The sequence below is a fragment of the Streptomyces sp. NPDC007157 genome, assembly GCF_040634235.1.
GTDB lineage: Bacteria > Actinomycetota > Actinomycetes > Streptomycetales > Streptomycetaceae > Streptomyces.
Window position 1 is genome coordinate 22,292 of the sequence record NZ_JBEYFE010000044.1, and the last position, 24,990, is coordinate 47,281.

The window sequence follows — 24,990 nt, forward strand, 5'->3', positions numbered from 1 at the left end:
TCAGGGGCCGGTATGGGTGAATGGGGTCCAGCTGAAGCGCGGCAGGCCGGTGTCGGCACGCAGCAGGAGCGCGGCGGCACGGACCGCCGCCGCGGCCCGCTCGGGCGCATAGCCCTCGCCCGAGGCGAGCGCGGTGTGGACGCTAGCGCCGAACCTCTCCGCCGCCCGGGCGCCGACCGACCACTGGGTGCCGACGACGTGGCGGTAGCCGCTGTAGTGCAGCGCCGCGCCGAGGCTGATCGCCTCGTCGGGCAGGCCGCGTCCGCCCGTCACCGTCCGGCAGGCCGACAGCAGGATGAACTCGCCCCGGTGCTGCCCCTCGCCGATGTCCGCGACGGTCAGCATGCCGTCCACCAGCAGCAACCCGCCGGAGGACGGAGCGTCCAGGTCCTGGGTTCCGTGGCAGCTGACGTGGACCCAGGCGTGCCGGCGCAGGTCCTCACGCACGACCGCGCGGGTGGCTTCGGGCGGCATACGGACCGTGAGGAAGGCGGCGGGGAACAGCGTGCGGAGCAGGGCCTGCTCCTCGGCCACCTCGGGCAAGGGCGGCTGCCCGGGAGTCTCCGGCATGGCCACCATCAGCATCCCGCCGGCTCCGGCGATCCCGGGTTCCCCGGCGTGGTGCCGCGGCGCGGTACGGGCGCGGGCGAGCGCCCGCACCGTCGGAACGGACGAGCAGGTGAAACGGTCGAGCAGCGTCCGCGGGCCGGCGACGACCGCCGCGGCGTCCGGGGACGGCTCATAGTGGCCTGCGGCGTGCAGTGGAAGCAGCGCCAGCGCGCCGGTCGGGCACCACCACAGCCGGGGAGCGACGTCCGCGCCGGACTCCTCGGGCGTCGTGGGACGGCCAGCGCCCGCCGGGGAGGCGCCGTGCGCGGCCCGCCCCACCGGGGGACCGGCGCCCGTCTCCGAGAGGTGGGCGAGTAGGGGCTCCACGACCCTGTCCCACAGCAGTCCGAGAACGCGTTCCAGCGTCGTCTCGGCGTGCCGGGTCGCTTGCCGGACCTCGTTGCGCCCGTCGTGCTGAGCGCGGACCGCCGCCAGGTTCAGCCTGGTGGTCCGGGCGCGGTGCAGGGCGGCGTGCGCCTGGTCCACCCGGTGCTGCGCCGCCAGATGGCGGGCGGCCCACTCCTCCACCCGTGCCGCGTCGAGGCCGGGCAGGGGGCAGGCGGTGACACCCGCCGTCGTGACGACGAGCGCGTCGCACCGCCAGCGGCTGATGTTGACGACCACGACCGGCCCCTCCGCGGCCGCGGACAACAGTTCCTCGCGGGAGGGCGGCGCGAGGAAGTCGCCGTGTCCCTCGGCCACGGCCCGACGGGCCAGATCCCGGTACTCGCGCGCCAGTCGGGCGCGGTGGTCGATGCGCTGCGAGGGTGACAGCGGTACAAAGTCCGCCCCCTCGCCGCCCCCGTCGAGCAGGGTGAGCCGCGACGCGATCTCCGCGAGGCGCGCGGCGATTTCGGGGTGCTCCCGCTGCAGGGCGGTGCTCTCCGCCCGGAGTTGCAGCATGCGTGTCCACATGACCCCGCGACCGGTCTCCAACAGCACGAGGGCCGCTTCGGCGTTCCCGTCGGCGGCCAGCCGGGCCGCCGCCGCGTCGGAGGCGAGCCCGCGCGCCTCGGTGAGATGGGTCTCGACGCTGGCCGGGTCCGCCCCCTGCCAGGCCGCCATCGGCAGCAGTTCGACCGCACGCGCGTACCGTTCGGCCGCCCCGCGGTGGTCGCCCGCGTCCATGAGGAGGCCGGCGGCGAGGCTCGCGATCCGTACGCGTTGCGGGGGCGGCGCGGTGTCGGCCTCAAGGACGACGTCGCACCATTGCAGACCCTCCGCCAAATCCTCCAGCCGCCCGGTGGCGATATGACGCCGGAAGAGGGCGGCCGACAGATTGGCCGCGGCCTGCGAGGCGTTGGGGCCGTTCTCCCCGCCGAGGACCGCGGCCTGCCTGAGGTGGGCGAGGATTGGGTCGAGCGCGTCGGCGTCAGCGTCGTCGGAGAGCGCGTTCAGGCCCACGAGGCCCATGGTGGTGAGTAGGACGGCCCGTTGCGGGTCGTCGGTGGGGGCGATCCCGGCGGCCTGCTCCAGGCAGTCGAGGGCCTCACTGTGCGGGGCCCGCTCGCCGGTGGCGACGGCCAGCGCCAGCAGGGCGTTCGCCTGGTGGAGCAGGCCGCGGGCGAGCAGCAGCGGATTACCGGCGGAGCCGGCGACGATGCGGCGGGCCGCCGCGAGGCTCTCGGCGGCCGCGACGGCGGCGCCCTCCCTGTCCCCCTTTTCGGCCAGTTCTGTCGACAGGACACGTGCCGCGAGGCAGCGGGTCGCCGCCAGGTGCGGCGCCCTCGCCTGCTCGGTGTTCGCCTCCTCGGCCCGGCGCGCGGTGGCCACCGCCTCGTCCAGGTCGCTGCGCGTGCCCAGTTGTTCGTAGCGCAGGCGCAGCAGCTCCGAGAGGTTGCTGAAGTGGATGCCAGCGTCGGGCCTGCCCTCGGGCAGGGAGGCGGTGAGGTCACGCTGGAGGTCGATGGCCTCGTCCAGCGAGGCCCGGTGTCCGGCCAGCTGGTGGTCGAGCCGGAGCGCGGAGACGGCGGCGCCGGTGACCTGGTAGCGCGCCACGTAGCCGGGCGGCATGGCGGCGAGCGCCTCGCGTCCTGCGGCCAGTGCCTCTGCCGCGTCCGTCAAGGTCCCCCGGCGGACCACGCGTTGGATCAAGTTCCCGATCAGTGCGCCGAGGGCCAAGGGGCGGTCCTTCGCGGGAACACACTCCAGTGCTCTGCGCCCACTGACAATCGCCTCGTCCAAGTCCCGCTCGTCACCGGTCAATTCGAACCGGAGGCGCAGGAGCCCGCCCAGATTGGAGTACCAGCCCCCGAGCCTGAAGTCCTGCGGATCGCGAACCGCCTCGATGCCCCGGCGGGCCGTTTCGACGGCTTCGGTGAGGTGACGGGCCACGCCCGACCGGTGGTAGCGGTGGAAAGAGGCGGTGGCGAGGGTGGCGAGCACACCCGGCACGTCCCCGTGCTCCGATGGCAGGTACCGCAGCGCGGCGGTCAGCAGATCGGCCCCGGAGTCGACGTCGGATTGTGCGCCCGACATCTCGTACCGCGCGACGAGCACCGTGCCGAGAGAGAACCTGGTCACTCCGCGCAGAACGGGGTCGCCTTCCCTGTCGGCCTGTTCGACCGCCTGGGTCATGACCGCGAGGGCGCGGTCCTCCTGGGCCCGGTCGCCCCCGGTGGTGTACTCGCTCCACAGCTCCTGCCCCTCGAGTAGGAGCTGTAATGCCGAAGACGGTCGTGCCGCGTCGCCGTCCATGGCCCCACCCCCCGTTGGATCACCATCCTGGCCGGTCGTCCGTTGGATCACCGTCCCGGGCGGTCATCGTAGGGCGGTCGGCACTCATCTCGACATGTTTCCGGAAAATCCCATGACGGCTCTCCAGCCGGCCGGGTACGGCCGACGGCTCTGCGGCCCTCTGCCTGGCGCACGAACGAAGTCCGGCCGAGGCCTGTCAGCTGGCCGGTGTCACCTTCCTGCGCGTGGCTCCCGGTCACCGGACGCCGATCGTGCGGCAGCGGGCGCGCGAGGTCATCGGGGCGCTCCCACCGGGCGCGCGGTCCGGCCGAGCGGCACGGGAACTGCGCGAGGTCCTGGCCCTGCCCGCCGCAGGGATGTGACAGCGGCCCGGCCCTTGGGCAAGCCCGGACCCATGGCACACGCCGCGCCGGCTCCCGGCGGGTTCGACGAGTCCGAGATGTACGAGATCCTCAGCCGTCCGTCCTCGCGGACGAGGGTGGCGATGATGTGGATGTGGTCGTCAGCATGCCGGATGGCGGCCCAGCGGCAGGCGGCGCCGTCGCCCGGATCGATGCCGGTGGCGGCGACCATGCGGCGGGCGATGTCGGCCCACTCGACGTCGGACAGCGTGCGGTCGCTGGGGGCGGCGCGTACCGAGCAGTGCCAGATGTGGTGAGGCGGGCGCTGATCGGGGTCCAGGAGCTGGAGGGGCTGGTCGAGGATCTGCTGGAGAGCGGTCAGGGTCGCGTGCTCGTCGCGGCCCGGGTCGGGGGCGGAGCCGTCGTAGGAGGCTACGAGGTGAGGATCGACGGTTCTTCCTTGGTGCCCTTGCCGTAGAAGTAGTTGAGCAGGCCGTAGGTGTTGTCGCCCTGTTTGTGGATCTTCGGGATCACGCGGCCTCGCCGTACTGGCCTCGGGCCGGCCGGGGCTGGGGACCGCTCGGGTCGATGAGGGCGATGAACTGTTGGACGGCCTCGTCGACACGGTCGCGTGTGGTGAGCGCCCGGTCGATTGCGTCGTCGAGGTACGGCACGTCCGCGCCGGAGTTGAGAGCCGCCACGGCCTGGTTGAGGAGGTTGCCGTAGTGAGTGAGGGCGCGGCGGGCGGCGAAGAGTTCGCGTGTGGAGGCGCCGGCGGCGGTGCTGGTGAGGGGATCGGATGCGTGATGGGAGCCGGCCTGTCTCCGATCGCTCTGATGTGTTGTGGGCACCGGCCATACGGTCCGGTAGCGCGGAAACCGAGCTGTACGAAGTCGTGTTTCCGCCGCCCCACAACCGCCCTTGGCCTGCCTGATCCCTGACCGGGTGCCCCTGGCACCGGGCAGACTCCGAAGTACTAGCCTGCGGACGTGGATATTTCGCACGTAGCTCCCGTCCTGCACGAACCGGGGAAGCGTCCCCGGGTCGGGCACATCCAGTTTCTCAACTGTCTGCCGATTTATTGGGGACTGGCCCGCACGGGCACCTTGCTCGACATGGAGTTGATCAGGGACACTCCGGACCGGCTGAGCAGTCTGCTGGTCGACGGGACCTTGGATATCGGTCCGATCGCCTGCATGGAGTACCTCAAGCATGCCGACGACTTGGTGCTGCTCCCGGGCATCGCGGTGGGCAGCGATGGTGCGGTGACCTCATGCCTGATCGTCAGCCAGGTCCCGCTGCGCGAGCTGGACGGGCGCCGGGTCGCCTTGGGTTCCACCTCGCGCTCGTCGGTACGCCTGGCTCGATTGCTGCTGGAGGAGCGGGAAGGGGTCCGCCCGGAGTACTTCACCTGCCCGCCGGACCTGCCGGTGATGATGCAGGACGCGGACGCCGCGGTGATCATCGGTGACGCCGCGCTGCGCGCCTACCTTCACCAGGCTGAGGATCTGGGACTGCTGGTGTACGACCTGGGCGAGATGTGGAAGGCATGGACTGGTCTGCCGTTCGTTTTCGCGGCCTGGGCCGTCCGCAAGGACTACTTGGAGCAGAACCCTCGCATCGTGCGCGAGGTGCACCGGGCCTTCCTGGAGTCCCGGGACCTCTCGATGGCCGAAGTTGACAAGGTGTGCGAGCAAGCCGCCCGGTGGGAGGCGTTCGACGAGCAGGCGTTGCGCCGCTACTACACCGAGGCTCTGGACTTCTCGTTCGGCGAACGCCAGCTGGCGGGTGTTCGCGAGTTCGCTCGCAGGGTTGCTTCGGACTCCGGATTCGATCCTGAGCTGGAGATCTCGGTTCTCCAGCCGTAGTCACTGCCTTGGTACGCCAACGGCCGCGTTGCCGGTGCGTTCTGTGCAGACGGCCGAGATCGCCGCGCTCGTCCGGGCGGACCCGCTTGGAACCGTGGCTGGGTAGCCGTCCTGTGTTCCGAGCGGGCGTGGTCGAGCGGGCGGCGGGTCAGAAGCCGGACGCGGGGCGCGTGGTGTAGTGCTGCTCCAGTCGGGTCAACTCGTTGGCGCTGAGCTTGAGTTCGGTGGCGGCGACGGCGTCGGTGAGGTGGTGCGGCTTGGTGGTGCCGACGATCGGCGCGGTGACTGCCGGCTTGTGCATCGCCCAGGCCCGTGCCACCTGGGAGCGGCTGACGCCGCGCTCTGTGGCGATGGCGGCGACCGCGTCGATGATTCCCCGGTCGGCCCTGGCTGTCTGGCCGTAGAGGATCTCCTCGGCGCCGTCGGTACTTTTGCGCGTGGTGTGCTCGTCCAGGTCGCGGGTCAGCCGGCCGCGCGCCAGCGGGCTCCAGGGCATCACGCCGATGCCCTGGTCCAGACAGTACGGCAGCATCTCCCGCTCCTCCTCGCGCTGAAGCAGGTTGTACTGGTCCTGCATGGACACGAACCGGGTCCAGCCGTGCAGGTCCGCGGTGTGCTGGATGGGCACGCTACAGCAGCGCACAGGAGCACCAATAACCATCGAGCATGCGCACGAGCTAGGGCGGCGCCCCTCCGGCTGAACGGGGAAGGCGGGGTCTCCTTTACGGCTACCTGCCCCCTATGCGGTAGGGAAGGGAAGAGTCGAAACGCCGCCTGCGGCGAAGGTCGTACCCCTCACCTGCATGTCTGCCACCGGCCCGGCAATCCGAACCGGGCCGGAGCCAAGAGTAAGCACGCCTGGCACACGGAAACGGGGCACGGTGACCGGCGAATCAAGCGGGTAAGCCCGGCGATGGGCACATCTGCTTCGTGTGCATCGCCACCGAGTTTCCGCGCGGTGGCGGGCACGGCATTCTTCTGGTCCAGTTGCCCGGCACCGGGCAACCGTAGGCTCCGGCGGCTCCCACCGGATACTAGGCAGGGCCGGGAAACGTGCTGGTCCGGGGTTGGTCAGCCGTTCGTGGTGGGGTCCACTTCGCCCCAGGCGATCCCCGCTCCGCGGTCCAGACCGCAAATGTAGTCCATGTCGGCGCCGTCGATGCGGAACGAGAGAACGTCCAGGTTCTCACGCATGCGGACCGGGTTGGTGCTCTTCGGAAGCACCGGATAGCCGTTCTGCACGCCCCAGCCCAGAAGGAACTGCGCCTCGGTCACACCGTATTTTTCCGCCAGCTTCTTGAAGGGAGAATCGGAGCGCTCTCCGTCGGCGCGCATCTCCTGCGTCTTTCCGCTCAGGTGGCCGGGTGCGGTGCGCCAGGTAGACAGCGGAACCAGGCTGCTGTAGGCGATGGGCGTGATGCCCTTCTGGTTCAAGTAGGAGACCAGTTCGGGCTTCTGTGACCAGGGGTGCAGTTCGATCTGGTTGGCGTTCGGGACGGGAAGTCCCGCCTCGATCAGCTCGTCGATGTGAGCGGCATTGAAGTTCGAAACGCCGATCGCACGCGCCTTGCCGCCCTTGTAAGCCTCAACCAGTGCCTGCCACTGTTCCAGACGCTGCTCACGGCCGAAAGCGGCGTGAACGAGGTACAGGTCGACCTGCTCCAGACCGAGCCGGTCAAGACTCTCGTCGAGGGACCGCAGGGTCTCCTCGCCCGTCTTACTGCGTTCCTCGGTCAGCGGCCACAGCTTGGTGGTCACGAACACGTCGCCGCGTTCGAGACCTTCTTGCCGCATACCGCGACGCAGCCCTTCGCCGACGCCGCGCTCGTTCTCATATACCTCGGCCGTATCGATGTGCCGATACCCTGCGGCCAAGGAATTCTCGACGGCGGACGCGACCTCTTCGTCCGGAATGAGATAGGTCCCGAAACCGACAAGGGGAACCTTCACCCCAGTGGTCAGCTCACGGCCATGCGTATCGGCCATCATAATCCCCTTGTGATTTTTTGGATCTTACTGACGGTTTGAGCGGTGCTGATAGAACGGCGAGTCTCGCTCCGCATTGACGACACAAACAGGGCTCAGCTCACACCCTCTCAAGGGAGTGGACGGCTTCCCACCCGGTAGCGAAGCCGAAGAAAGGTTCTGCCGTGTGCGGTAAGCGGAAGGATTCTCAACTCAGGCCGAGTTGCCTGGCGATGACAGGGCCCTCGGGGTAGCTGTCGAACCGCTTGATCTTGCCGTCGGCGAGTTCGAAGATGTCGAGGGTCGGGGTGGTCTGCCTTTTGCCGGTCGGACTGATGAAGGTGCCGTCGAGCCGCTCCCACGGGAGGACCATGTTGCCGACGACATGGACCTGGTCGAGCTCACGGTGCATGTCGGGGAACGCTCGCGCAATGCTCTGGACCGGCCACCCGAGCTCGTTCCAGCCACGGAGGGTATGGGAGATGTTGTTGTCGAGGAAGGTCCCGTCGTCGGTGAAAGACCTGACCCAGCCGGTCACGTCCACATCCTCGGCATAGCGGTAGGCGCGACGGACAACCCTCGGACGACGACGTAACACCGTCGGCGCAGGCGTTCCGGTGGCTGCTCTTGAAGCGGCGTGTTGCACGGGGGAGCACCCTCCGGCGGATCTGCAGCGGCTGGCGGGTGATGTGCGGATGGTGGGGCCGGGTATCACCCGCCGGGGGGCTCGGGGTCAGTGCTTGTTGACGGCGGAGGCCCAGTCGATGGTGATGCCCATCTGCTGGTACATGGTGGTGTAGCCGACGAAGCAGTCGAACTTCTCGACCTTGCCGTTCTTGAGGTACCAGAAGTCGGCGGTGGGGACGTCGACCCTCTTGCCGTTGGGCTTGACGGTGCCGGCGGGGGACTGGAAGGGGCCCTTGAAGGTGCCCTGGATGGACAGTTCGATGCTGACGGTGTCGCTGTTGACGGTGATGCGGCGCAGGTCGCGGTGGACGTCGGGGAAGAGGCCAGCCATGTAGAGCGGAACGTTGCCGAGTGCCTTGCCGCTGTAGGAGACGCCGGGGACCATGTCGTTGAAGACGCCGTCCTTGGCGAAGTCGTAGACGAACGCCTTGGCGTCCAGGCTGTTGCCTTCGGCCACGTAGTACGCGTTCAGGACGACGGCGAGGTTGTGCCGCTCGTGCTTGCTGAGGTGGCGGTCGGTGAGCGGCAGCTTCGCCAGCTGGCGAGGGGTCAGGTCCGGGACGCTGGTACTGCTGTGGGCCGCGGTGCTGGTGCTGGTGTGGGTGGAGCTGGCGGCCTGTGACGGCACGGCGGCGATGGAAAGACCACCCAGGATGGCGACGGCGGTCGCGGCGGTGATCGACTTCCGGCTGAGCAGCTTCATGGTGTGTTCCTTCAAGGTTGGTCAGGTCGGTTCTCGGTGTCCGAGGTCCGTGCCGTGGCAACGCGGTGTCTTGTGCGGCGGAGTGAGAAAATCAAATGATGGCTTAACATTATGGAGGGCGGTCCGGGCTGTCAAGCCATCGTTTGAATTCTTTGTCCGCGCGCCATGGGGGCGTGCGCGCAGCTGTATTGGGGCCGGTCAGGGCGAATCTTCGATGGTGATCCAAGGTGGCGACCCGGTGAAGGTGCCCTCATGCCTCGCGGGGCCGGGTTCGCTCGGGTTCGACCTCAACCCCCGAGGTGGCCTGGCTGTTGACAATGTATTCAAGCGTATGTTTGATTACATGCTATGATACGGGCGGAGAAGACGGACCTGCGCCGGAAGGCAGGGCAGCGCACGCAGGACGGCCTGCAGACGGCGGCCCTGGAGCTGCTCGCGCATCGAGGCCAAGAGGGCGTGACACTTCGGGAGATCACCGATCGCGCCGGAGTCAACGTCGCTGCGGTCAGCTACCACTTCGGGTCACTGAAAGCGCTGTGTGAGACGACGATCGAACACGCGCTGGAACGGTACCTGGACGCGCAGCTCCTGGAACTCAATGCGCTTGGCTCCACTGCGGCGCTCGATGACCTGGCGGCGGCGTTCGCCCGGCCGATGATGCGTGCGCTGGCGGCCTGCGGCCAGGACCTGGCCATGATGCGGACGATGGCACGTGTCTGCATCAATCCGCCCCAGAGGTGGGGGCGGCTGGACAGCAAGTTCGATCAGAGTCGCCGGGGGGCCGTCCGGGTGCTGGCACCGAACCTTCCCGGAGTCGACGAGCAGGAACTGATCTTCCGCACGCGCTGCGCGGCTGGCCTGCTGAACTGGCTCGCGCTGTCACCCATCGGCACCGAACTGGCCGCCATGTCCGCCGAGCAGATCGAGCGGCAACTGGTCCCCGTGGTGGCCGGGACGTTCCGCGGGAACGCCACCGCCGCCCGCTGACCAGACCAAAGGCCAACGGAATCCAGACAGCTCAAACGACTGCCCGCCAAGGAGGCGGACGGCGCCTCCCTCGCCAGCTCCGCTGCTACGACGCGGGAAACCCGGACTGCCATGAGCTGCTCAACATGGGCGGAGTCGGCCATCGGTGGACATGACCACCACGCCTTCCCTCGGGCCTTCCGAGACCCGCGGCATCCGGAACGCCCACGCCCTCGGGGTCAGGGCTCTGTCGTTCTCGCGGTGCGCGCGACAGAGCCGGTATAGGTCCGATGCCGCAACCCGGCCGTCATGTTGATGGATCGGCAGATAGACGCGCAGGCACGGCTCCGGTCCGCACTGCCAGTAGCCGGTCATCATCGTCGCGCTGCTGGCGACCCCGGAAGCGGCCCGGCCCTCCGTACGCATCGCCATGCCCGACATTGTCCCGCTGCGACGGACTCCCTGACGTCCACTGGACCGTCACTGATCACCGGGCCTGCCGACCTGACGGTCGGTGGCCCCCACCGTCAGGTCACCTCGTGGATCATGCGGTCCCGGGAGGCGCTCACCGAAGGCCAGGACGAGCGACTCCTTCAAGTCCGGCTCGCCAGCCCGGACATCACCAGGGCCTCCGACCTCGCCCGGGCGTTCGCCGATCTCGTCCGTCACCAGCGCGGATACCTGCTGCTGGAGTGGATCCGGCAGTCCGAGCAGCTGGGCCGAGGTCGAGGACAGCTACCCGCTCGCCGTCCTCTTCGACTGCGCCCTCTACCTCGCTCGTACGCCGGCCGCCCCCGAGGTAGTTCCTCAGCCGCGTATAGACGCCCTTCCACGAGCCGTACTTGGCGGGGAGGTACACCCATTGCGAGCCGGTCTGGAACTTCCAGGCGATCGCGTCGATCACCTGGCGGTGATCACGCCATCGCCCATCGCGCCTCGGTGTCCGGTCAGGCAACAACGGCTCTATCTGCGCCCACTGCGCGTCAGTCAACGGCACGGCTAGACCAACGATCCGGTGATCGCAAAGAAGCGCCCTAGCGGGCGGGGCGCGAGCCGCGCCCCCGAGCAGGAACCGGAGCACACCCCAGGCCGCCGGCTGGTCGGCGGTGCCCTGCTGCGGGGGCCGCTCGCGTGGGTGGTCTGGTCGCTGCACCGAGGAGGTCCGGGGCTGCAGGTCGGGGAGGTCTGGGGGCGGCCTGGCGGGGGACTCGGGTGCCAGGATCACCGTTGCCCCGGGGCAGCTGGCGGGTCCAGGTTTCTCCGGTTCGGCCCGTGAGCCGGAGAAACCGCCCCCAACTGTGGATCAGAGGCTGCCTTGCTCGCAGACGCGGCGGGCGACCTCGCGGAGCTTGACGTTCTCTTGCTGGGAGTGCAGCGGCATCGCGATCGGGGGGCCTGCCAGCTCATCTACGAGACCGCTCGGCGCACGGATGGGGCCGCCCGGGGGTACGGACGCACTCCTCGCCGTGATTTGGGGTAGGCGGTGTGGCACCCGACGGAAGGATCGTCATGACCACCTACGTGATCACTGTGCCCGGCACCTTCACCGCAGGCGTCGACGACGCGGCACGCCAGCGGCTGGGGCGGGCTCTGCGGCCCGCAGATCCGCACGGCACCAAGATGGGTAGCGCCGAGGACCTGGACGTGCTTGCCGTCAACGACGACAACACCTTCGCACTCCGGCTCACCGTGGAGGCGGACAGCAATGCCGACGCGGAGCGCGAGGCGCGGCGGCTTGCGGACACCGCGCTGCGGGACGCCGGGCTCGACGCGGACGGCGTGCCGCTCGGCCCCGCAGTGATCACCGGCATCGACTCCGAGATCGCCTAACCTGCCGGGGACTGTCCGACCCGCCGCGCGCCCCTTGGTCGACGGCGGGGCGTGCCCACGGCCGCCGCCGCGGGCCCGTCGGGGTGTGGTCAGGCGTCATCGATCTCTTCGGTGATCCAATCCTGGAGTACGAGAGCTTGGTCGTTGCTGCGCCGCCACCGGGCTTCGACCGAGCTGCGGAAGGGCTCGTCGTCCAGGTCTGCATGCTCCATCACGATCACCTGAAAATCACCGCCAAGGGCTTCGATCGTGTTCTGGATCGTCTTGTAGAGGTCGAGCAAGGCGGTTCTGTCGGGATCGCTTGGGCGATGGTGCCGGCGCGGGAAGGACCTCGGGCCAGTTCGTGTGTGCCCGCTCCCGTACGGAACACCCCCGCGTCGGCGGGAAGGACTCCAACGTGCAGGGCGTGCAGCCCAACGACAACGGAGCACCCCCGCGTCGGCGGGAAGGACAGCTTCCGCCGGACACGGACGTGCTCACCGTGGACGGCTGGTGGCGGGAGAGCGATGGAAGTGCCGTTCACGCGTCCTACGACCCGGAATCATGTCCTCACGATCCCCTAGGAGTTGTCTTCAAATGTCACGCCCACATCAGGAGCGATGCGAGGGTGACGGCCGCCTGGTTCGACTCGGCGGTCTTGTCGTAGCGAGTAGCGATGCCGCGCCACTGCTTCAGGCGGTTGAAGCACCGTTCCACCACGTTGCGACACTTGTAGAGCTGCTTGTCGAAGGCCGGCGGGCGCCCGCCTCGGCCGCCGCGGCGGAGCCGGTTCCGAACCTGGTCGGCCCGCTCGGGGATGGTGTGGCCGATGCCGTGCCGACGCAGCCAGGTGCGGATGGCCCGGGAGCTGTAGCCCTTGTCGCCCAGTCACGTGGGCGGGCCGTGTGCGGGGCCGTCCCGGGCCGATGCGGGGCACTCGTATCGCTTCCATCACGGCGGTGAACTGGGTGCAGTCGTTGGTGTTGCCGCCCGTGAGTGTGAAGGCGAGCGGGCGGCCGGCCCTGTCGCAGGCGAGGTGGATTTTGCTGGTCAGGCCGCCTCGAGAGCGTCCGAGGCCGGGACTGCGGACCCCCCTTTTTCGGGCCCCGGCGGCGTGCTGGTGGGCGCGGACGACGGTGGAGTCGACCGACACCAGCCAGTCGATGTCCCCAGCCGCGTCAGCGTGCGCCTGGGCGGCCCGGAGCATGCGCTCGAAGGTGCCGTCCAGCGCCCACCGCCGAAAGCGGGTGTGGCAGCGTGGCCCACGGGCCGTACCGCTGCGGCACGTCCCGCCAGGCCGTCCCGGTACGGAACTTCCACACGATCCCGTTGAGCACCTTGCGGTCGTCCAGCCGCTTCCGGCCACGCCGTGACACCGGCAGCAGCGGTCCGACGAACTCCCACTCGGCATCGGACAGTTCATGGCGACGTATCACCCGACCATGATCCACCACTCAAGATCTTTTGAAGACACGGCCCAAAGCGAGCGGGGCGAGGGTGTAAACCGCCCCCTCCCGTCGAGTCGATACGGAGGTCACGGAACAGGCTGTAGGGGTGCGTCCTGCGCCTGTTGCGCTGCCCACTTGACGGGGGCTGCGACGCTCGCTTCTGGCCGCTGGATCGGCGGTCATCGGCCAGGGCTCCCCGGGTCGTCCATCCACCGGCCGCCCTCCCTGCCGACCGGGTGGCGGCCGTTCAGGCCGCGTCGGCGCGCGAGTTCGCCGCGGCCGGTGCCGGTCCGGCACTGCTCGACCTGGCGCACCGGGCCGTTGCCCCGGATCCCTGGGACGTCGGTACGCTCGTTCCGGATGTCGCGCCGGCGGCCGAACTCGCCCGCGAGCGCTGGAACGTGGACGCGGAGGATACGACGTCTGGGCGACTGCGCGAGGAGCTGTCGTACCTGCAGGGCGATCGCGGGATCAGCCGCTGCGCGGCGCTGGGGGAGAGGGCGCGGGCAAGGTCGCACAGGGCCTCGGCCCGCATCTCGGGGCGCTCGTCCCACAGCGCGGCGTCGAGCAACGTGAGGGCGGTCTCGCGGTCGGTGTCGGAGTCCCGCCCCAGCAGGTTTGCGACGATGGTGCGCAGCGGCTCCCGGTACTCGTCCGCGCCCCGGACCTGCCCTTCTCGCGGGCGGGCAACAGGCCGAGGATGGCGTCGTGGTGCGTGGTCAGCCACGGCTCGTTTGCGTCCAGCGCGGCGAACACGGCGGCAAGGCACAGCGGCGCGGGCGTGTCCTGGCCGAGCAGGGCCCGCGACTCGGCGACGGCGCCCGCCCGGTCCAACTGGCCGTACGCGGGCATGAGTTCGGCCTGGACGACGGTCTCGGTCTCTGCAGCCAGGCGAGCCCGAAGGGCCGGCAGTGCGGTGCAGGTCTCGCGGGTGTGCCCGACAGTCCAGCCGGCCGTCGGCCGCCTGCGGTGTTTCCATCGGGCAGCAGCTTTGACGGCCGCCGTTCAACTCCGCGTTGCCCGTCCAGGCGTGGAACCAGTCGGTCGTCTCTTCCAGGGACAGGGCGCCCGGGAACGATTCGAAGTCCACACGTTTCCCTCGGCATGGTCGAAGGGACCAGCTCGACGTCGCCCGTGTCCCCGGCAGCGTCCGCGCGAAGCCTGTCGGCTGACACGGCGGCTTCCGCCGTCCGCAGGTGCGATCAGGCAGAGGGGGGCTTCACCCGGCCGTGGTAGCTGCAGCGGCGGCACCGCCCTCACCGGCGGCCGGCGGGCGGCGTCGTGCGGTGTAGCGGCTCCAGACTTCCGTCCACCGTCCGGCGCGCACGGTGACGCCCTGTTCGGGCACGGCTCGTTCGGCGGGTGCCCGGATTCGGGCGGCTGACGGAGCCGGCGACACGGCGACGGCGGGACGGACCGCGCTGCGGCGGATGCCGTGGTCGCAGGGCGAGGGCGGCGGTGGACCGGCCTCCCGCGCATGCGGAGTGGCGGGCTGGACGGGCTTCCGGTCGGGTTACGGCATCACACGGCACAGTGTTTCGAGCGCGCCCGACCAGGCGCTGTCGGAAGGGCCGGCGTAGTTGACGACCAGCGCGTCCTCCCCGAGAGGGCGGCGAGGCAGGTTTCCGGTGTAGCGGAATGGTGTGATCCCGCTGACGGCGAGCCCCTTCGTGGCGGCCGCCTCGACCACTGCCTGCTCTGTCCCGTGGGGGAGCCGGACGACCGCTTGCAGTCCCGCTGCCAGGCCTGTCACCCGCACGTCGGGGGCGTACTGTGCCAGGGCGGTGACCAGTTCGTCGCGTCTGCGCCGGTACCGCATCCGCATGGCGCGCACGTGCCGGTCATAGGAGCCGGAGGAGATGAGTTCCGCGAGGATCAGCTGGTCCAGTGCGCTGGTGAGCAGATCGGCGTGCAGCTTGGCGGCCTCGACCTCCGGAACGAGCTCTTCGGGAAGGACCATCCAGGCCAGCCGCAGACCCGGAGCCAGTGTCTTGCTGGCGGTACCGCAGTAGACCACCCGCTCAGGGTCCAGGCCCTGTAGCGCGCCTACCGGCTGGCGGTCGTAGCGGAACTCTCCGTCGTAGTCGTCCTCGATGATCAGCCCGCCAGAGTTCCGTGCCCAGTCGACGGCCGCCATCCTTCGGTCCGGGCTGAGTGCATGACCGGTGGGGTACTGGTGCGCGGGTGTCAGCAGGACGGCGCCGGTGCCGGGCAGGGCAGACAGTTGATCGATGCATGCCCCACGCTCGTCGACCGGAAGGGCGGCCATGCGCAGACCCGCGTCGCTGATGAGATTGCGGTGCAGGTCAAGCCCGTACTCCTCGACGGCCACCGTCCGCACACCACGGACTGTGAGGACCCGGGTCATCAGGGTGAGGCCGTGATGGAACCCCGAACAGATGACGATCCGTTCGGGGTCGGTCCGGACACCGCGGACTCGAGCCAGGTATCCGGCCAGCGCCGTGCGCAGCTCCGCGCGGCCCAGTGCGTCGCCGTAGCCGAGGGCATCGTTCGGCGCGGTGTCCAGGGCCCGGCGTGCTGCGGCGATCCACTGCTTGCGGGGAAAGCCGGAGAGGTCGGGCGTCCCGGGCAGCATGGCAAACCGGGGTCGGTGTCCGGCTCGTCGTGCCGCGGCGGCGGGAGGTGCGGTCCCGGCTGCCTGCTCCCGTCCGGCTACGCGCGTCCCGGAGCCATGACGGGCGACAAGCCATCCCTCGGCGACCAATTCCGCATAGGCGTCGGTCACCGTGTTGCGGGCGACACCGAGATCGCCGGCGAGAGAGCGGGACGACGGCAGGCGGGTGCCGGAAGGTAGCCGTCCTGTGCGGACGGCGTCGCGCAGCGCCTGGGTGAGCCCTGCTCGCAGCCCGTAGCCCCGCAATTCCAGGTGCAGGTCGACGCCGAAGGCGGAGAGCGGACCAGTAGACGAAGTGGCCCGGAATTTTGTCATGGAAGTGGACCATACTCCACGACCACTTTCGTCCTACGTTTACCAGCATGACGACGAATGAATCGCACACACAGACCGACCGGCTTCCGGAGCACTCGCCACGACTGGACTGGATCAAGCTGGCACCGGACGTCTACAAGGCGATGATCCGTCTGGACACCGCAGCCAGCCGCGGAGTCGAGGAGACTCTCCTTAACCTGGTCAAGATCAGGGCCTCGCAGATCAACCACTGTGCCTTCTGCCTGGACATGCACAGCAAGGACGCCCTGGCGGCCGGTGAGTCGGCGGAAAGAATCATCCAGCTGGCCGCCTGGAGAGAGTCCAGGCACTACTACACGGCGAGGGAGATCGCAGCGATCGAGCTGACCGAAGCCGTCACCGTGCTGGGCGACGGATACGTCCCCGACGAGATCTACAGCAAGGCCGCGGCCGTGTTCGAGGAGACGGAACTGGCCCACCTCATCGCGGCCATCACGACCATCAACGCGTTCAACCGTTTCGGTGTCTCCACCCGCATGATCCCCGGCCACTACTCGCCCAACGCCTGAGGTCCGGTGCCAGGTCAGCGCCGCGGAGCGCCGAACGGACCACCGAGCCCTCCCAGGAGCACCGCAGTCCGAACCGCAGGACACCTCACTGAACAGCGACCAGGCACGCGACCACTTGCCGCTCGCGCGCCCCGGCCGAACCAGAGAGGTGAGAAAGGAAATACCCCATGCCGGCCAACCAGGCTCTGGTCCTACTGGCTCACCCCGACCTGAGCCGGTCCAAAATCAACAGCCCGATGTGGGATGAGGCTCAGTCCGCCAGGGGCGTCACCTTCAGGAACCTGTACGACCTCTATCCCGACTTCCGTATCGACATCCGACGTGAGCAACAACTCGTCCGCGATCACCAAGTGATCATCTTTCAGTTTCCGACCCAGTGGTACTCAGTGCCCAGCCTCCTCAAGGAATGGCTGGACGCGGTCCTGCAGTACGGCTTCGCCTACGACCACGATGGACCACTTCTGACCAGGAAAACCTTGCAGGTCGTCACCTCTACCGGAAGCACCGAGGCCGATTACGGGCCCGAGGGCCTTCAGAGGTTCTCGATGGAAGAACTACTACGGCCCCTGGAACAGACGGCGGCCCGCACGGGCATGACATGGGCTCCCCCTGTGATCCTGCACGACGCCCGCGGCGTGTCCGACGAGGACCTGAGGCTCCATGCCAGGCGATACCGGTTCCTGCTGTCCGCCTACGCCAGGACAGCGGGCCGGTGCCGTGTCGTGCCCGTGAGAGAGCTTCCCCGCCGATTCCCGTCGGATGCGGGCCTCGCACGGAGTCCGGGGGCTTTCGCCGACCGGACCCGTACCGCAAGTGAACTGTGAAGAGCTGTGCAAGGAGAAGGCAATGCGGTCCAGCCCGCCTCTCACTCGCAGCCCGTCACTCAGGCAAGCCGGCGATGAGTTCGTGCTGACGACGGTTCTGCTGTTCGTCACGGTGACGGGGGTTCGGTGGCTTCGTGACCCGGGCGCCACTCTCTACATCGCTGATCTGAACACGGCACTTGCCGTCGACGGTGCGTTCAGCGGAGCCGTCGTGACCGGATTGATCCTCAGCCCGCTCGGCCGGCGAAGTGGTGGTCACATGAACCCCGCGGTGACCGCGGCACTCTGGCTGATGAACGTGATTCCCGGCCGCAGCGTCATGCCCTACGTACTGGCCCAACTGACCGGCTCGGTCGCCGGCACGGCACTGGCCCGTCTGGTCTGGGGACCCGCGGTCTCCCACGCCGCCGTCGCAGACGCCGTGATCCGCCCGGCCGGCGGCTGGCGGGCCGGCGACGTCTTCCTTGCCGAAGCCGGGGCCATGATGGCGCTGGTCCTCATCGTCGGCGTTGCCATGGCCCACCCTCGTCGCGCGCCACTGGTGCCCTGGGTGATCGGGAGCGGCGTGGCCTTGGTGATCGCATTGCTGGGGCCCCGCAGCGGCGGCTCGGTCAACCCTGCTCGCCAACTCGGCCCGGCCGTGTTCTCTCACCAGACCACGGACCTGTGGATATACCTCACCGTCCCGGTGCTCGGCGCCGTCATCGGCGCCGCGCTCTGCCACGTCTTCATCCGACGCTTTCACTCTTCGCGGCAGGACCCCGCACGCCGACCCACGGAGCCACCCTCCGCACAGCTTCCCGCGATCAGCAAATAGCGGGGACCGGCGAGCCACTGCACCGGCGAAAATCATCATCGAACAAGAAGAGAAAGAGACAAGACCATGCGCGTATTCGTAGCAGGAGCAACCGGCGCAGTAGGCCGTCTCCTCGTGCCTCAGCTGCTGGAAGCGGGCCACCACGTCACCGGTACATCCCGCTCCGACGCCGGCGCCGACCGTGTACGGAGCCAGGGAGCCGACGCCGTCCAGGTCGATGTCTTCGACCGGCACGCACTCCACGAGGCCCTGGCACGAACCATGCCGGACGCGGTGATCCACCAACTCACCGACCTGGCCGGCGCGGACGGGCAGGCGACGAACCGGCTGCGCCGTGAGGGGACACGCAACCTGATCGACGCCGCCAAGGACGCAGGCGTGGCGAAGATCGTCGTGCAGTCCATCGCCTGGGTGTACGCGCCCGGGACGGGCCCGGCCGACGAAGAGGTGCCACTGGATTCCGCAGCGGCCGAACCCCGTGCAGCCATGGTCGATGGCATCCGCACGATGGAAGACACGGCCGGCGAGATGGAGAGCGCCGTCGCGCTCCGGTACGGAGTCCTGTACGGGCCCGGTACGTGGTACGCGCCGGGAGGGTCAGTCGTCGCGGCACTCGGCGGCGATCCCGACGCACCCTTCCTGGGGAGTGTCGCGGCGGACGACTCCGTGACCTCGTTCGTACACGTCGCCGACGCGGCTCGCGCCGCCGTCGACGCCCTCAACTGGCCTTCCGGCCCGGTCAACATCACCGACGACGAGCCCGCACGGGGACGCGACTGGGTACCGGTACTCGCCGCCGCTCTCCACGTCACGGCACCCGACTCCGCATCGGGAGCCCCCGCCTGGGCACGAGGCGCCTCCAATCACCTGGCGCGCGCACGAGGCTGGCGTCCGGAGTATCCCTCATGGCGCCTTGGCTTCACGGAGATGCAGCCCTGAGACTTATTCCATGGTCTTCCCCCGGCTATGAGGGCGGCTTCGGTCACGGACGCGCGGGCTCAAGCAGTTCCCCGCACCAATGAGCCGCCCTGTCATTCAACCACCTCGAAGACAACACCCTTGGTGAGGGGTTCCCATGAAGATCTGCGTCTTCCTCTCGTCCGCAGACCTCGACGACCGGTACGCCCGGCCGGCCCGAGAACTCGCCGAACTCCTCGGCGAAGGCGGACACACCCTGGTGTGGGGTGGTTCCGACACCGGACTCATGAAGGTCGTCGCCGACGGCGTCCGAGACACAGGCGGACGCCTCGTCGGAGTTTCCGTCGAGTCCCTCAGGAGCTACGCCAGAGAGGACACCGACGAGATGACCTTCGCGGAGGACCTGGCCGCACGCAAGGCCCTGCTCCTGGCCTCCGCGGACGCCGTGGTGGTCATGGCCGGTGGACTGGGCACGCTGGACGAGGTGAGCGAGATCCTGGAGCTGAAGAAGCATCAACTGCACGACAAGCCCGTCGTGCTACTGAACAGCGCGGGCTTCTACGACGGACTGATTCTCCAGCTGCGACGGATGGAAGAGGAGGGATTCCTTCCCGTGCCACTGGCCGACCTGATCTACATCACCGATGAGGGACGTGAAGCCCTCGACCGCCTTGAGTACGGCTTCGGGCGAGAGAGCGGGCGTCAAGGTCTCGGCGTGACCTGAGCGCCGCGGCGGATCCGGACAGCGACGTCCAACACTGCACCCCGAGCTGCTTCACGCCGGCCTCACCGCGCACGAGTGGGGCGCCGGGCGCATCGCTGCGCAGCCTGGCTTCATCGATTGCACGGACAGGTAACGGGTGCTCCCGGTCCACCGAGGACTTTTTCGGTGGTCGTGGCGGTGACCCGTCATCCGCAGGTCTCCAGCGGCGTGCCGCAGACTGCCCGGAGCGGGGAGGGCCCCTGTCCTGCAGAATTCAGGTGACTGGTCAAGACGGAATTGCTTCTTGAGGCGTGTCCATGCACGCGCGGGTCGTTGGTGGTCGCGCCGCGAAGACGGGATTTCCTTCGGGGCGCGCGGCAGGGGTTCCGGTTCAGGCGTTGTAGCCACCGTGGGCGTCCAGCACCGCGCCCGTGACGTACGACGCGGCGGGGCTCGCGAGAAAGGCGATCGCCGCGGCGACTTCTTCCGGGTGACCCATGCGTTGCAGGGACAACGAGCTGACCAGGGCCTTGAGGGTCTCGGGGTCCGGCGGTTGCATGCCGCCCTCCATCAGTCCGGCTTCCACGACGTTGGCCGTGATGTTCCGGGGCCCGAGGTCCCGTGCGACGCCCATGGTGTACCTCTCGATCCCTGACTTGGTCGCCGAGTAGTCGGCAAGGCCGGGGGCGCCGACCCTGGTACCCAGTCCGGAACTCACTGTGATGATGCGGCCGCCCCCGCGCAGAACTCGGGAGGCGGCCCGGATGACGGCGATCACGCCGAGGTAGTTGGTGGCGTGCATCCGGTCCAGTGCGGCGGTGTCGGCGTCCGGGTCGTCCACCGTGCGGCCCTGCTCCACCGAGATCGCCGCGTTGTTGACGAGGATGTCCATGCCGCCGAAGTGCGCGACCACGTCGTCGATGAGCGCCGGCGCCTGACTCATGTCTGCCTGGTCGGACTTGAAGGCGATGGCCTTCGCTCCCTTGAGGCGCACGTCGTCGACGACGGCCTGCGCCTGCTTCTCGGAGCTGACATAGGTGAAGGCGACGTCGGCGCCCTGCTCGGCCAGCAATCGTACGGTCGCGGCTCCCAGTCCGCGCGACCCCCCGGTGACCAGGGCGACCTTGCCCGTGAGTGGCTTGCTCATTCTTCTCACCTCGTTGATTGACCCTTGCGGCAGTCGTAACGTTAATTGTTACGACGCTCGGTTGCAACTATCACTGTTACGACTGTGCTGTCGTAACATAAAGTGTTGCGGCCGAGAGGAGGGGTTCATGAGTGCCAACAGCAGGTTGACCCTTGCCGCCCACGCGCTGGCCTGGATCGGTCTCTACCAGCGCCAGGGCCATGAGGTCGCCACCTCCGAGCAGATCGCGACCAGCGCGAACACCAACCCCGTGGTGATCAGGCGGCTGCTCGGCGAGCTGCGCAGGGCCGGGCTCGTGGAGTCTAGGCGGGGTGTGGGCGCGGGCTGGTCGCTGGCGCGCGAGCTGGGGTCGATGACCCTGCTCGACGTGTACGAGGCAGTGGAACCCGGCCCGCTGTTCGCGATGCACCGCACCACCCCGGACCAGGGATGCGTGGTGGGTTACGGCATCCAGCCGGCGATGCAGGGCGTCTACGAGGGCATCGAGGAGAGCCTGAGACACGAGCTGGCCCGCGTCACGCTCGAGAACGTACTCCGGGACGTACTCGCGGCACCTCGCTAAGAGCTCGTAACAGGATCTTCTGCGTTTGCCCGGGTGCAGTCAAAAGGGAACCGGTCAGGAGATGTCCGAATCGTGGAAGTCGGCGGAGTGGGCCTCTGTGCTACTCGCTGGGCCGCTTTCCGTAGTAGGGGCTGACGGTCCGGGCCAGCTTTCGCTGGATCACCCGCAGCATTCTGATCGTCGCCACGTCGTCGCGCCCCGTGGTCGTTGACCATTCAACGCCCGAGCCTGCGAGGTCGCTGACGAAGACGATCTCTGTAGCCAGGAGTGTCCGAGCCCAGTCCGCGGCACCGAGTGGGGCGTTTTCGCCAAGTGCGTTCCGGAGCCGTTGGCACTGATCAAGCAGATCCTGCGTGCCAGCGAACCTCATGCCGACAGCGAGTTGATCGCTGCAGTGTGCGGGACCGCCCCACGCCCCACTCCAGGAGTGCACGAGTCAGCAGTTCGACCTCGTGCTTGGCCAACAGCTCGCTGGCTCTCACCAAGCCCTGCGACACAGGTTCATCCCTCCCCGTCATCCGCCGATGTGATCGGGCCCAGTGCCTGGCCTGCACGCACGCAAGTGTCACCGGATCGGGGATGACATTGCCCTCGCAGCCGGTCTGGAACTTCACTCGAAGCCCTCGGGTGATCACGCTACCTGTCTCTTGAGCCGCCTCCAGCAGATAAGGCTGCAGGCCAGCGAAACGAAGGCGTCGTGCGGTTCAACACGTCGCTCCCAGCGGACGGCCAGGCGTTTGAACTGGTGGAGCAGGGCGAAGGTCTGCTCGACGACGTAGCGGAGCTTGCCCAGGCCCTTGATGTTCGGGGCGCCTTTGCGGGAGATGACCGGCAGGATCCGCCGTTTGCGCAGCTCACGCCGGTGGGAGTTGGAGTCGTAACCCTTGTCGCCGAGTAGTGCCTCGGGTCGGCGACGTGGCCGGCCGGGTCGGCCTGCGACGGGCGGGATGCCGTCGACAAGAGCGAGGGTCTGGGTGACGTCGTTGATGTTGGCGGCGGTGGTGAGGACCTTGAGCGGGGTGCCACGTCCGTCGCAGATCAAGTGATGTTTGCTGCCCGTCTTCCGCCGGTCGACCGACGACGGACCGGTGTCGGTGCCCCCTTTTTCGCGCGGATGTGGGAGCCGTCCACGCACGCTCGCGACCAGTCGAGTTCGCCAGCGGCGTTCAGTTCGGCGAGCAGGATGCAGTGCGACTGGTCGAAGACGCCCACCCGTTGCCACCGCTCCAGGCGCCGCCAGCAGGTCTGTCCGGAGCCGAACCCCAGCTCCAGGGGCAGCAGTTGCCAGGCTATGTCGTTGTGGAGGACGTACAGAATGCCCTGTAGACACAGCCGGTCCGGCACCGGCCTCGGTCCCGGCGCCCGCTCCGGCCAGGGCGGCAAGAGTGGCTCGATCAGCGCCCACAGGTCGTCGTCCACAATCCACGGCCGAGTGCTCACACCCTCACGAACGGCCGAATCATCAGATCGGTCACGCCCGACCAGGGCACTTCAACAAGATCGTGTTACGAGCTCTCAGGGACGTCTAAGGCAGATCCTCACCCCGACCGGCCACATTCTGCGTACGCCGACGATGGAGTAGAGCGGGCTTCCGGCTGGTTGGCAGGCTGACAGGGCGGCGTTCGGTGACGCTGGCTTCCCGGCCCGAAGCGGTGGTGGCTGATCCGGCGCGTTCGGAGTCGGCTGCGCTGAACTTGGGGTGTTGGCTGTGGGGGATGCGGGTGCGCGCCGGGAGGGTGTTGCGGGTGCGCGCCGGGAGGGTGTTGCGGGTGCGGCGGTGGAAGGCGGCGAGGCTGATGAGTGCGGCGGCGGTGAACCAGAGCAGCTGGATGCCGAGGTAGCTGGGTAGGGCGGTGGTGGAGAAGCCGGCGGCGGTGCTGGCCTGCATGGCCCCGTAGGAGGGCAATAGGCGTACGACGGGACTGTCGGAGCCTGAGTTGGCGATCGGGTTCTGCAGGGCGAGGTCGATGACGCTGATCATGACGATGGTGAACATGCCCTCGACTTCCTTCCTCAGAAGCGAGCCCAGGGCGACCCCGATGGCGCCGTAGGTCATGGCGGCGCTGAACAGGGCGGCGGCGAGGTAGAGGGGCTGCTCGGGGGTCCAGAGCAGGTAGGTGAGGGCGGTGGCGTAGGCGGCGACGGCACCGGAGGCGAGGGCGAGGGAGGTGATTTTGGCGAGGAGGAGATGGGCGCGGGGGTAGCCGGCCAGTGCGAGGCGTCGGTCGAAGTTGCCGCCGGCGAAGGCGGAGGCGAACATCATGAAGCCGATGATCAGGGTGACGGCGTTCAGGGCACCGGTGATTTCGGTGAGCTGGTTGCCGGCCGGGGTCAGGATGTCCTTGGTGGCGCTGAGCTGGAATCTGGTCCGGGTGCTGGGGATCGAAAGGTAGGCGAGGGTGGTCCACAGCGGGATGAAGCCGGCGATGAGAACCATCGCGAAGCGGTTGCGTAGATGTTCGGCCAGCGCGTACCGGGTCGCGGTGACAAACAGCCCAGCGTGGCCGTGACCTCTCATGAGACCAATGCCTCCTGTACAGGCTGCAGAAGGCCGTCTTCCAAGCGCCACAGCTCGTCCAGGCGGGCGGTGTCGTAGGCCAGGTGGGAGACGACCAGGACGGAGCGGCCTTCCTGGCGCAGCAGCGCGGCCAGGTCCCAGAAGCGTTGGTAGGTCTCCCAGTCGAAGCCCTGGTAGGGCTCGTCCAGCAGCAGCACTTGCGGGTCGTGCATCAGAGCGAGGGTGAGGTTGAGTTTCTGGCGGGTGCCGCCGCTGAGCGTTTTGGCCTGCTGCTGGTCGTAGTTGCGAAAGTGCAGCCGGTCCATCACTTCTTCGGCGCGGTGCAGGTCGGGGAGTGCGTAGGCGGCCCTGAAGAACTCCAAGTGCTGACGGACGGTGAGTGCGTCGTTGAGGACGGCTGCCTGCGGACAGTAGCCGAACCTGCCCTCGTGGCGGACCGTGCCGCGGTCCGCGCGCAGTTCACCGGAGAGGATCTTCAGCAGCGTGGTCTTGCCTGCCCCGTTCTCCCCGACGATCCCGGCCAGTACCCCGCCGCGCAGCCGCAGGTCCACCCCGCGCAGGACCTCGCGCCGACGGCGGTAGGCGTGGTGCACTCCGCTGACCTCCACCGGGCCCCCCTCCCAAGTTTTCGCTGTTGCCGGCCGAGGGCTCAACGCCGCGGCGGCGGCGGGGTCACGGGTGATGCGGCAGGCCGGCCCATGAACCATCCGTACCGGTGAGAACCCTGGTTGTAGGCCAGCCGCTGATCACGAGCGCCCTAGTTTTTGTCCGTGACCCACGACACCCGCTCCGCTCCCGCGCCTGCGGCGCCGCTGCCCGCACCTCGCGCCGAAGCTGCCACCGCACCGTTCGGCACGCCGCACCCTGAGGCCGACATGGAGGCATGGTGTCTCAGCGGTGATCTTCACAG

22 protein-coding genes and 3 pseudogenes are annotated in these 24,990 nt (G+C 68.6%); 10 read left to right on the forward strand and 15 right to left on the reverse strand.

The window, feature by feature from the left end; translation table 11 throughout:
• The gene (locus ABZ642_RS43825) at positions 1 to 3,306 is read right to left on the reverse strand and encodes a CHAT domain-containing protein (RefSeq protein WP_360496491.1); all 3,306 of its coding nucleotides are present in this window, start codon (positions 3,304 to 3,306) and stop codon (positions 1 to 3) included.
• Between the two features lie 224 nt (positions 3,307 to 3,530).
• Between ABZ642_RS43825 and ABZ642_RS43830 the strand changes: the two genes are divergently transcribed.
• Positions 3,531 to 3,668 carry a hypothetical protein gene (locus ABZ642_RS43830; RefSeq protein WP_360496578.1) on the forward strand — a complete coding sequence of 46 codons (138 nt, stop codon included), beginning with the start codon at positions 3,531 to 3,533 and terminating at the stop codon, positions 3,666 to 3,668.
• 94 nt (positions 3,669 to 3,762) lie between these two features.
• Here ABZ642_RS43830 and ABZ642_RS43835 read toward each other — a convergent pair.
• Together ABZ642_RS43835 and ABZ642_RS43840 are read right to left on the reverse strand one after the other, a co-directional pair.
• Positions 3,763 to 4,181: pseudogene (locus ABZ642_RS43835) on the reverse strand (mobilization protein); the annotation flags it as partial.
• Entirely contained in the window at positions 4,178 to 4,498 is a 321-nt protein-coding gene (locus ABZ642_RS43840) for a hypothetical protein (protein ID WP_360496494.1), read from the reverse strand. The pseudogene ABZ642_RS43835 and the gene ABZ642_RS43840, both read right to left, overlap by 4 nt.
• A gap of 165 nt (positions 4,499 to 4,663) precedes the next feature.
• Between ABZ642_RS43840 and ABZ642_RS43845 the strand changes: the two genes are divergently transcribed.
• Positions 4,664 to 5,515, forward strand: coding sequence for a menaquinone biosynthesis protein (locus ABZ642_RS43845; protein WP_360496569.1), 852 nt, complete (start codon positions 4,664 to 4,666; stop codon positions 5,513 to 5,515).
• Between the two features lie 148 nt (positions 5,516 to 5,663).
• Here the strand turns inward: ABZ642_RS43845 and ABZ642_RS43850 are convergent.
• The 4 genes and pseudogenes from ABZ642_RS43850 to ABZ642_RS43865 all read right to left on the reverse strand — a co-directional run.
• Positions 5,664 to 6,137: pseudogene (locus tag ABZ642_RS43850) on the reverse strand (aldo/keto reductase); the annotation flags it as partial.
• A 449-nt stretch (positions 6,138 to 6,586) separates the two neighbouring features.
• Positions 6,587 to 7,501, reverse strand: coding sequence for an aldo/keto reductase (locus ABZ642_RS43855; protein ID WP_360496497.1), 915 nt, complete (start codon positions 7,499 to 7,501; stop codon positions 6,587 to 6,589).
• A 187-nt stretch (positions 7,502 to 7,688) separates the two neighbouring features.
• Complete coding sequence (locus ABZ642_RS43860; protein ID WP_360496572.1) at positions 7,689 to 8,078, reverse strand: nuclear transport factor 2 family protein; 390 nt, start codon at positions 8,076 to 8,078, stop codon at positions 7,689 to 7,691.
• A 135-nt stretch (positions 8,079 to 8,213) separates the two neighbouring features.
• Positions 8,214 to 8,870 carry an ester cyclase gene (locus ABZ642_RS43865; RefSeq protein WP_360496500.1) on the reverse strand — a complete coding sequence of 219 codons (657 nt, stop codon included), beginning with the start codon at positions 8,868 to 8,870 and terminating at the stop codon, positions 8,214 to 8,216.
• A gap of 348 nt (positions 8,871 to 9,218) precedes the next feature.
• Here ABZ642_RS43865 and ABZ642_RS43870 point away from each other — a divergent pair, with 348 nt between their 5' ends.
• The gene (locus ABZ642_RS43870; RefSeq protein WP_360496503.1) at positions 9,219 to 9,857 is read left to right on the forward strand and encodes a TetR family transcriptional regulator; all 639 of its coding nucleotides are present in this window, start codon (positions 9,219 to 9,221) and stop codon (positions 9,855 to 9,857) included.
• A gap of 598 nt (positions 9,858 to 10,455) precedes the next feature.
• Here ABZ642_RS43870 and ABZ642_RS43875 read toward each other — a convergent pair.
• Positions 10,456 to 11,061 (reverse strand): transposase, encoded by a 606-nt coding sequence (locus ABZ642_RS43875; RefSeq protein WP_360496506.1) that lies wholly within the window; start codon positions 11,059 to 11,061, stop codon positions 10,456 to 10,458.
• Between the two features lie 284 nt (positions 11,062 to 11,345).
• Between ABZ642_RS43875 and ABZ642_RS43880 the strand changes: the two genes are divergently transcribed.
• Positions 11,346 to 11,666, forward strand: coding sequence for a hypothetical protein (locus tag ABZ642_RS43880; RefSeq protein ID WP_360496509.1), 321 nt, complete (start codon positions 11,346 to 11,348; stop codon positions 11,664 to 11,666).
• Positions 11,667 to 11,755: 89 nt separating this feature from the next.
• On the opposite strand, the gene ABZ642_RS43885 is transcribed toward ABZ642_RS43880, so the two are convergent.
• From ABZ642_RS43885 to ABZ642_RS43895, 3 genes and pseudogenes are all read right to left on the reverse strand, one after another.
• Positions 11,756 to 12,097: a DUF3732 domain-containing protein gene (locus ABZ642_RS43885; RefSeq protein WP_360496512.1), complete on the reverse strand. Its 342-nt coding sequence runs from the start codon at positions 12,095 to 12,097 to the stop codon at positions 11,756 to 11,758.
• Between the two features lie 148 nt (positions 12,098 to 12,245).
• Positions 12,246 to 13,078, reverse strand: a pseudogene (locus ABZ642_RS43890) (IS5 family transposase).
• 1,528 nt (positions 13,079 to 14,606) lie between these two features.
• Positions 14,607 to 16,043 (reverse strand): PLP-dependent aminotransferase family protein, encoded by a 1,437-nt coding sequence (locus ABZ642_RS43895; RefSeq protein WP_360496515.1) that lies wholly within the window; start codon positions 16,041 to 16,043, stop codon positions 14,607 to 14,609.
• 47 nt (positions 16,044 to 16,090) lie between these two features.
• Between ABZ642_RS43895 and ABZ642_RS43900 the strand changes: the two genes are divergently transcribed.
• The 5 genes from ABZ642_RS43900 to ABZ642_RS43920 all read left to right on the forward strand — a co-directional run bounded on the left by ABZ642_RS43900 (position 16,091) and on the right by ABZ642_RS43920 (position 19,874).
• Positions 16,091 to 16,591, forward strand: a complete 501-nt coding sequence (locus ABZ642_RS43900; protein ID WP_360496518.1) for a carboxymuconolactone decarboxylase family protein — start codon at positions 16,091 to 16,093, stop codon at positions 16,589 to 16,591.
• A 167-nt stretch (positions 16,592 to 16,758) separates the two neighbouring features.
• A complete protein-coding gene (locus ABZ642_RS43905; protein WP_360496521.1) occupies positions 16,759 to 17,415 on the forward strand; it encodes an NAD(P)H-dependent oxidoreductase in 657 nt (218 codons plus the stop codon).
• Positions 17,416 to 17,437: 22 nt separating this feature from the next.
• The gene (locus ABZ642_RS43910; RefSeq protein WP_360496524.1) at positions 17,438 to 18,232 is read left to right on the forward strand and encodes an aquaporin; all 795 of its coding nucleotides are present in this window, start codon (positions 17,438 to 17,440) and stop codon (positions 18,230 to 18,232) included.
• A gap of 66 nt (positions 18,233 to 18,298) precedes the next feature.
• On the forward strand, positions 18,299 to 19,171 hold the full coding sequence (locus tag ABZ642_RS43915) for an NAD(P)-dependent oxidoreductase (protein WP_360496527.1): 873 nt from the start codon (positions 18,299 to 18,301) through the stop codon (positions 19,169 to 19,171).
• Positions 19,172 to 19,307: 136 nt separating this feature from the next.
• Positions 19,308 to 19,874, forward strand: a complete 567-nt coding sequence (locus ABZ642_RS43920) for a TIGR00730 family Rossman fold protein (protein ID WP_360496530.1) — start codon at positions 19,308 to 19,310, stop codon at positions 19,872 to 19,874.
• A 370-nt stretch (positions 19,875 to 20,244) separates the two neighbouring features.
• Here the strand turns inward: ABZ642_RS43920 and ABZ642_RS43925 are convergent, their stop codons facing one another.
• A complete protein-coding gene (locus ABZ642_RS43925; protein WP_360496533.1) occupies positions 20,245 to 21,000 on the reverse strand; it encodes an SDR family oxidoreductase in 756 nt (251 codons plus the stop codon).
• A 127-nt stretch (positions 21,001 to 21,127) separates the two neighbouring features.
• Here ABZ642_RS43925 and ABZ642_RS43930 point away from each other — a divergent pair, with 127 nt between their 5' ends.
• Positions 21,128 to 21,562 carry an Rrf2 family transcriptional regulator gene (locus ABZ642_RS43930; RefSeq protein ID WP_360496536.1) on the forward strand — a complete coding sequence of 145 codons (435 nt, stop codon included), beginning with the start codon at positions 21,128 to 21,130 and terminating at the stop codon, positions 21,560 to 21,562.
• A 631-nt stretch (positions 21,563 to 22,193) separates the two neighbouring features.
• On the opposite strand, the gene ABZ642_RS43935 is transcribed toward ABZ642_RS43930, so the two are convergent.
• The 3 genes from ABZ642_RS43935 to ABZ642_RS43945 form a co-directional block, all read right to left on the reverse strand.
• Positions 22,194 to 23,002 (reverse strand): IS5 family transposase gene (locus tag ABZ642_RS43935; protein ID WP_360496539.1). Its coding sequence is split into 2 segments (ribosomal slippage): positions 22,194 to 22,682 and positions 22,685 to 23,002, totalling 807 coding nucleotides; the frame shifts between segments, so codons are not numbered across the junction.
• 85 nt (positions 23,003 to 23,087) lie between these two features.
• Positions 23,088 to 24,080 (reverse strand): ABC transporter permease, encoded by a 993-nt coding sequence (locus ABZ642_RS43940; RefSeq protein WP_360496542.1) that lies wholly within the window; start codon positions 24,078 to 24,080, stop codon positions 23,088 to 23,090.
• Entirely contained in the window at positions 24,077 to 24,688 is a 612-nt protein-coding gene (locus tag ABZ642_RS43945; RefSeq protein ID WP_360496545.1) for an ABC transporter ATP-binding protein, read from the reverse strand. The genes ABZ642_RS43940 and ABZ642_RS43945 overlap by 4 nt, the downstream gene beginning before the upstream one ends.
• Positions 24,689 to 24,990: the final 302 nt, after the last annotated feature.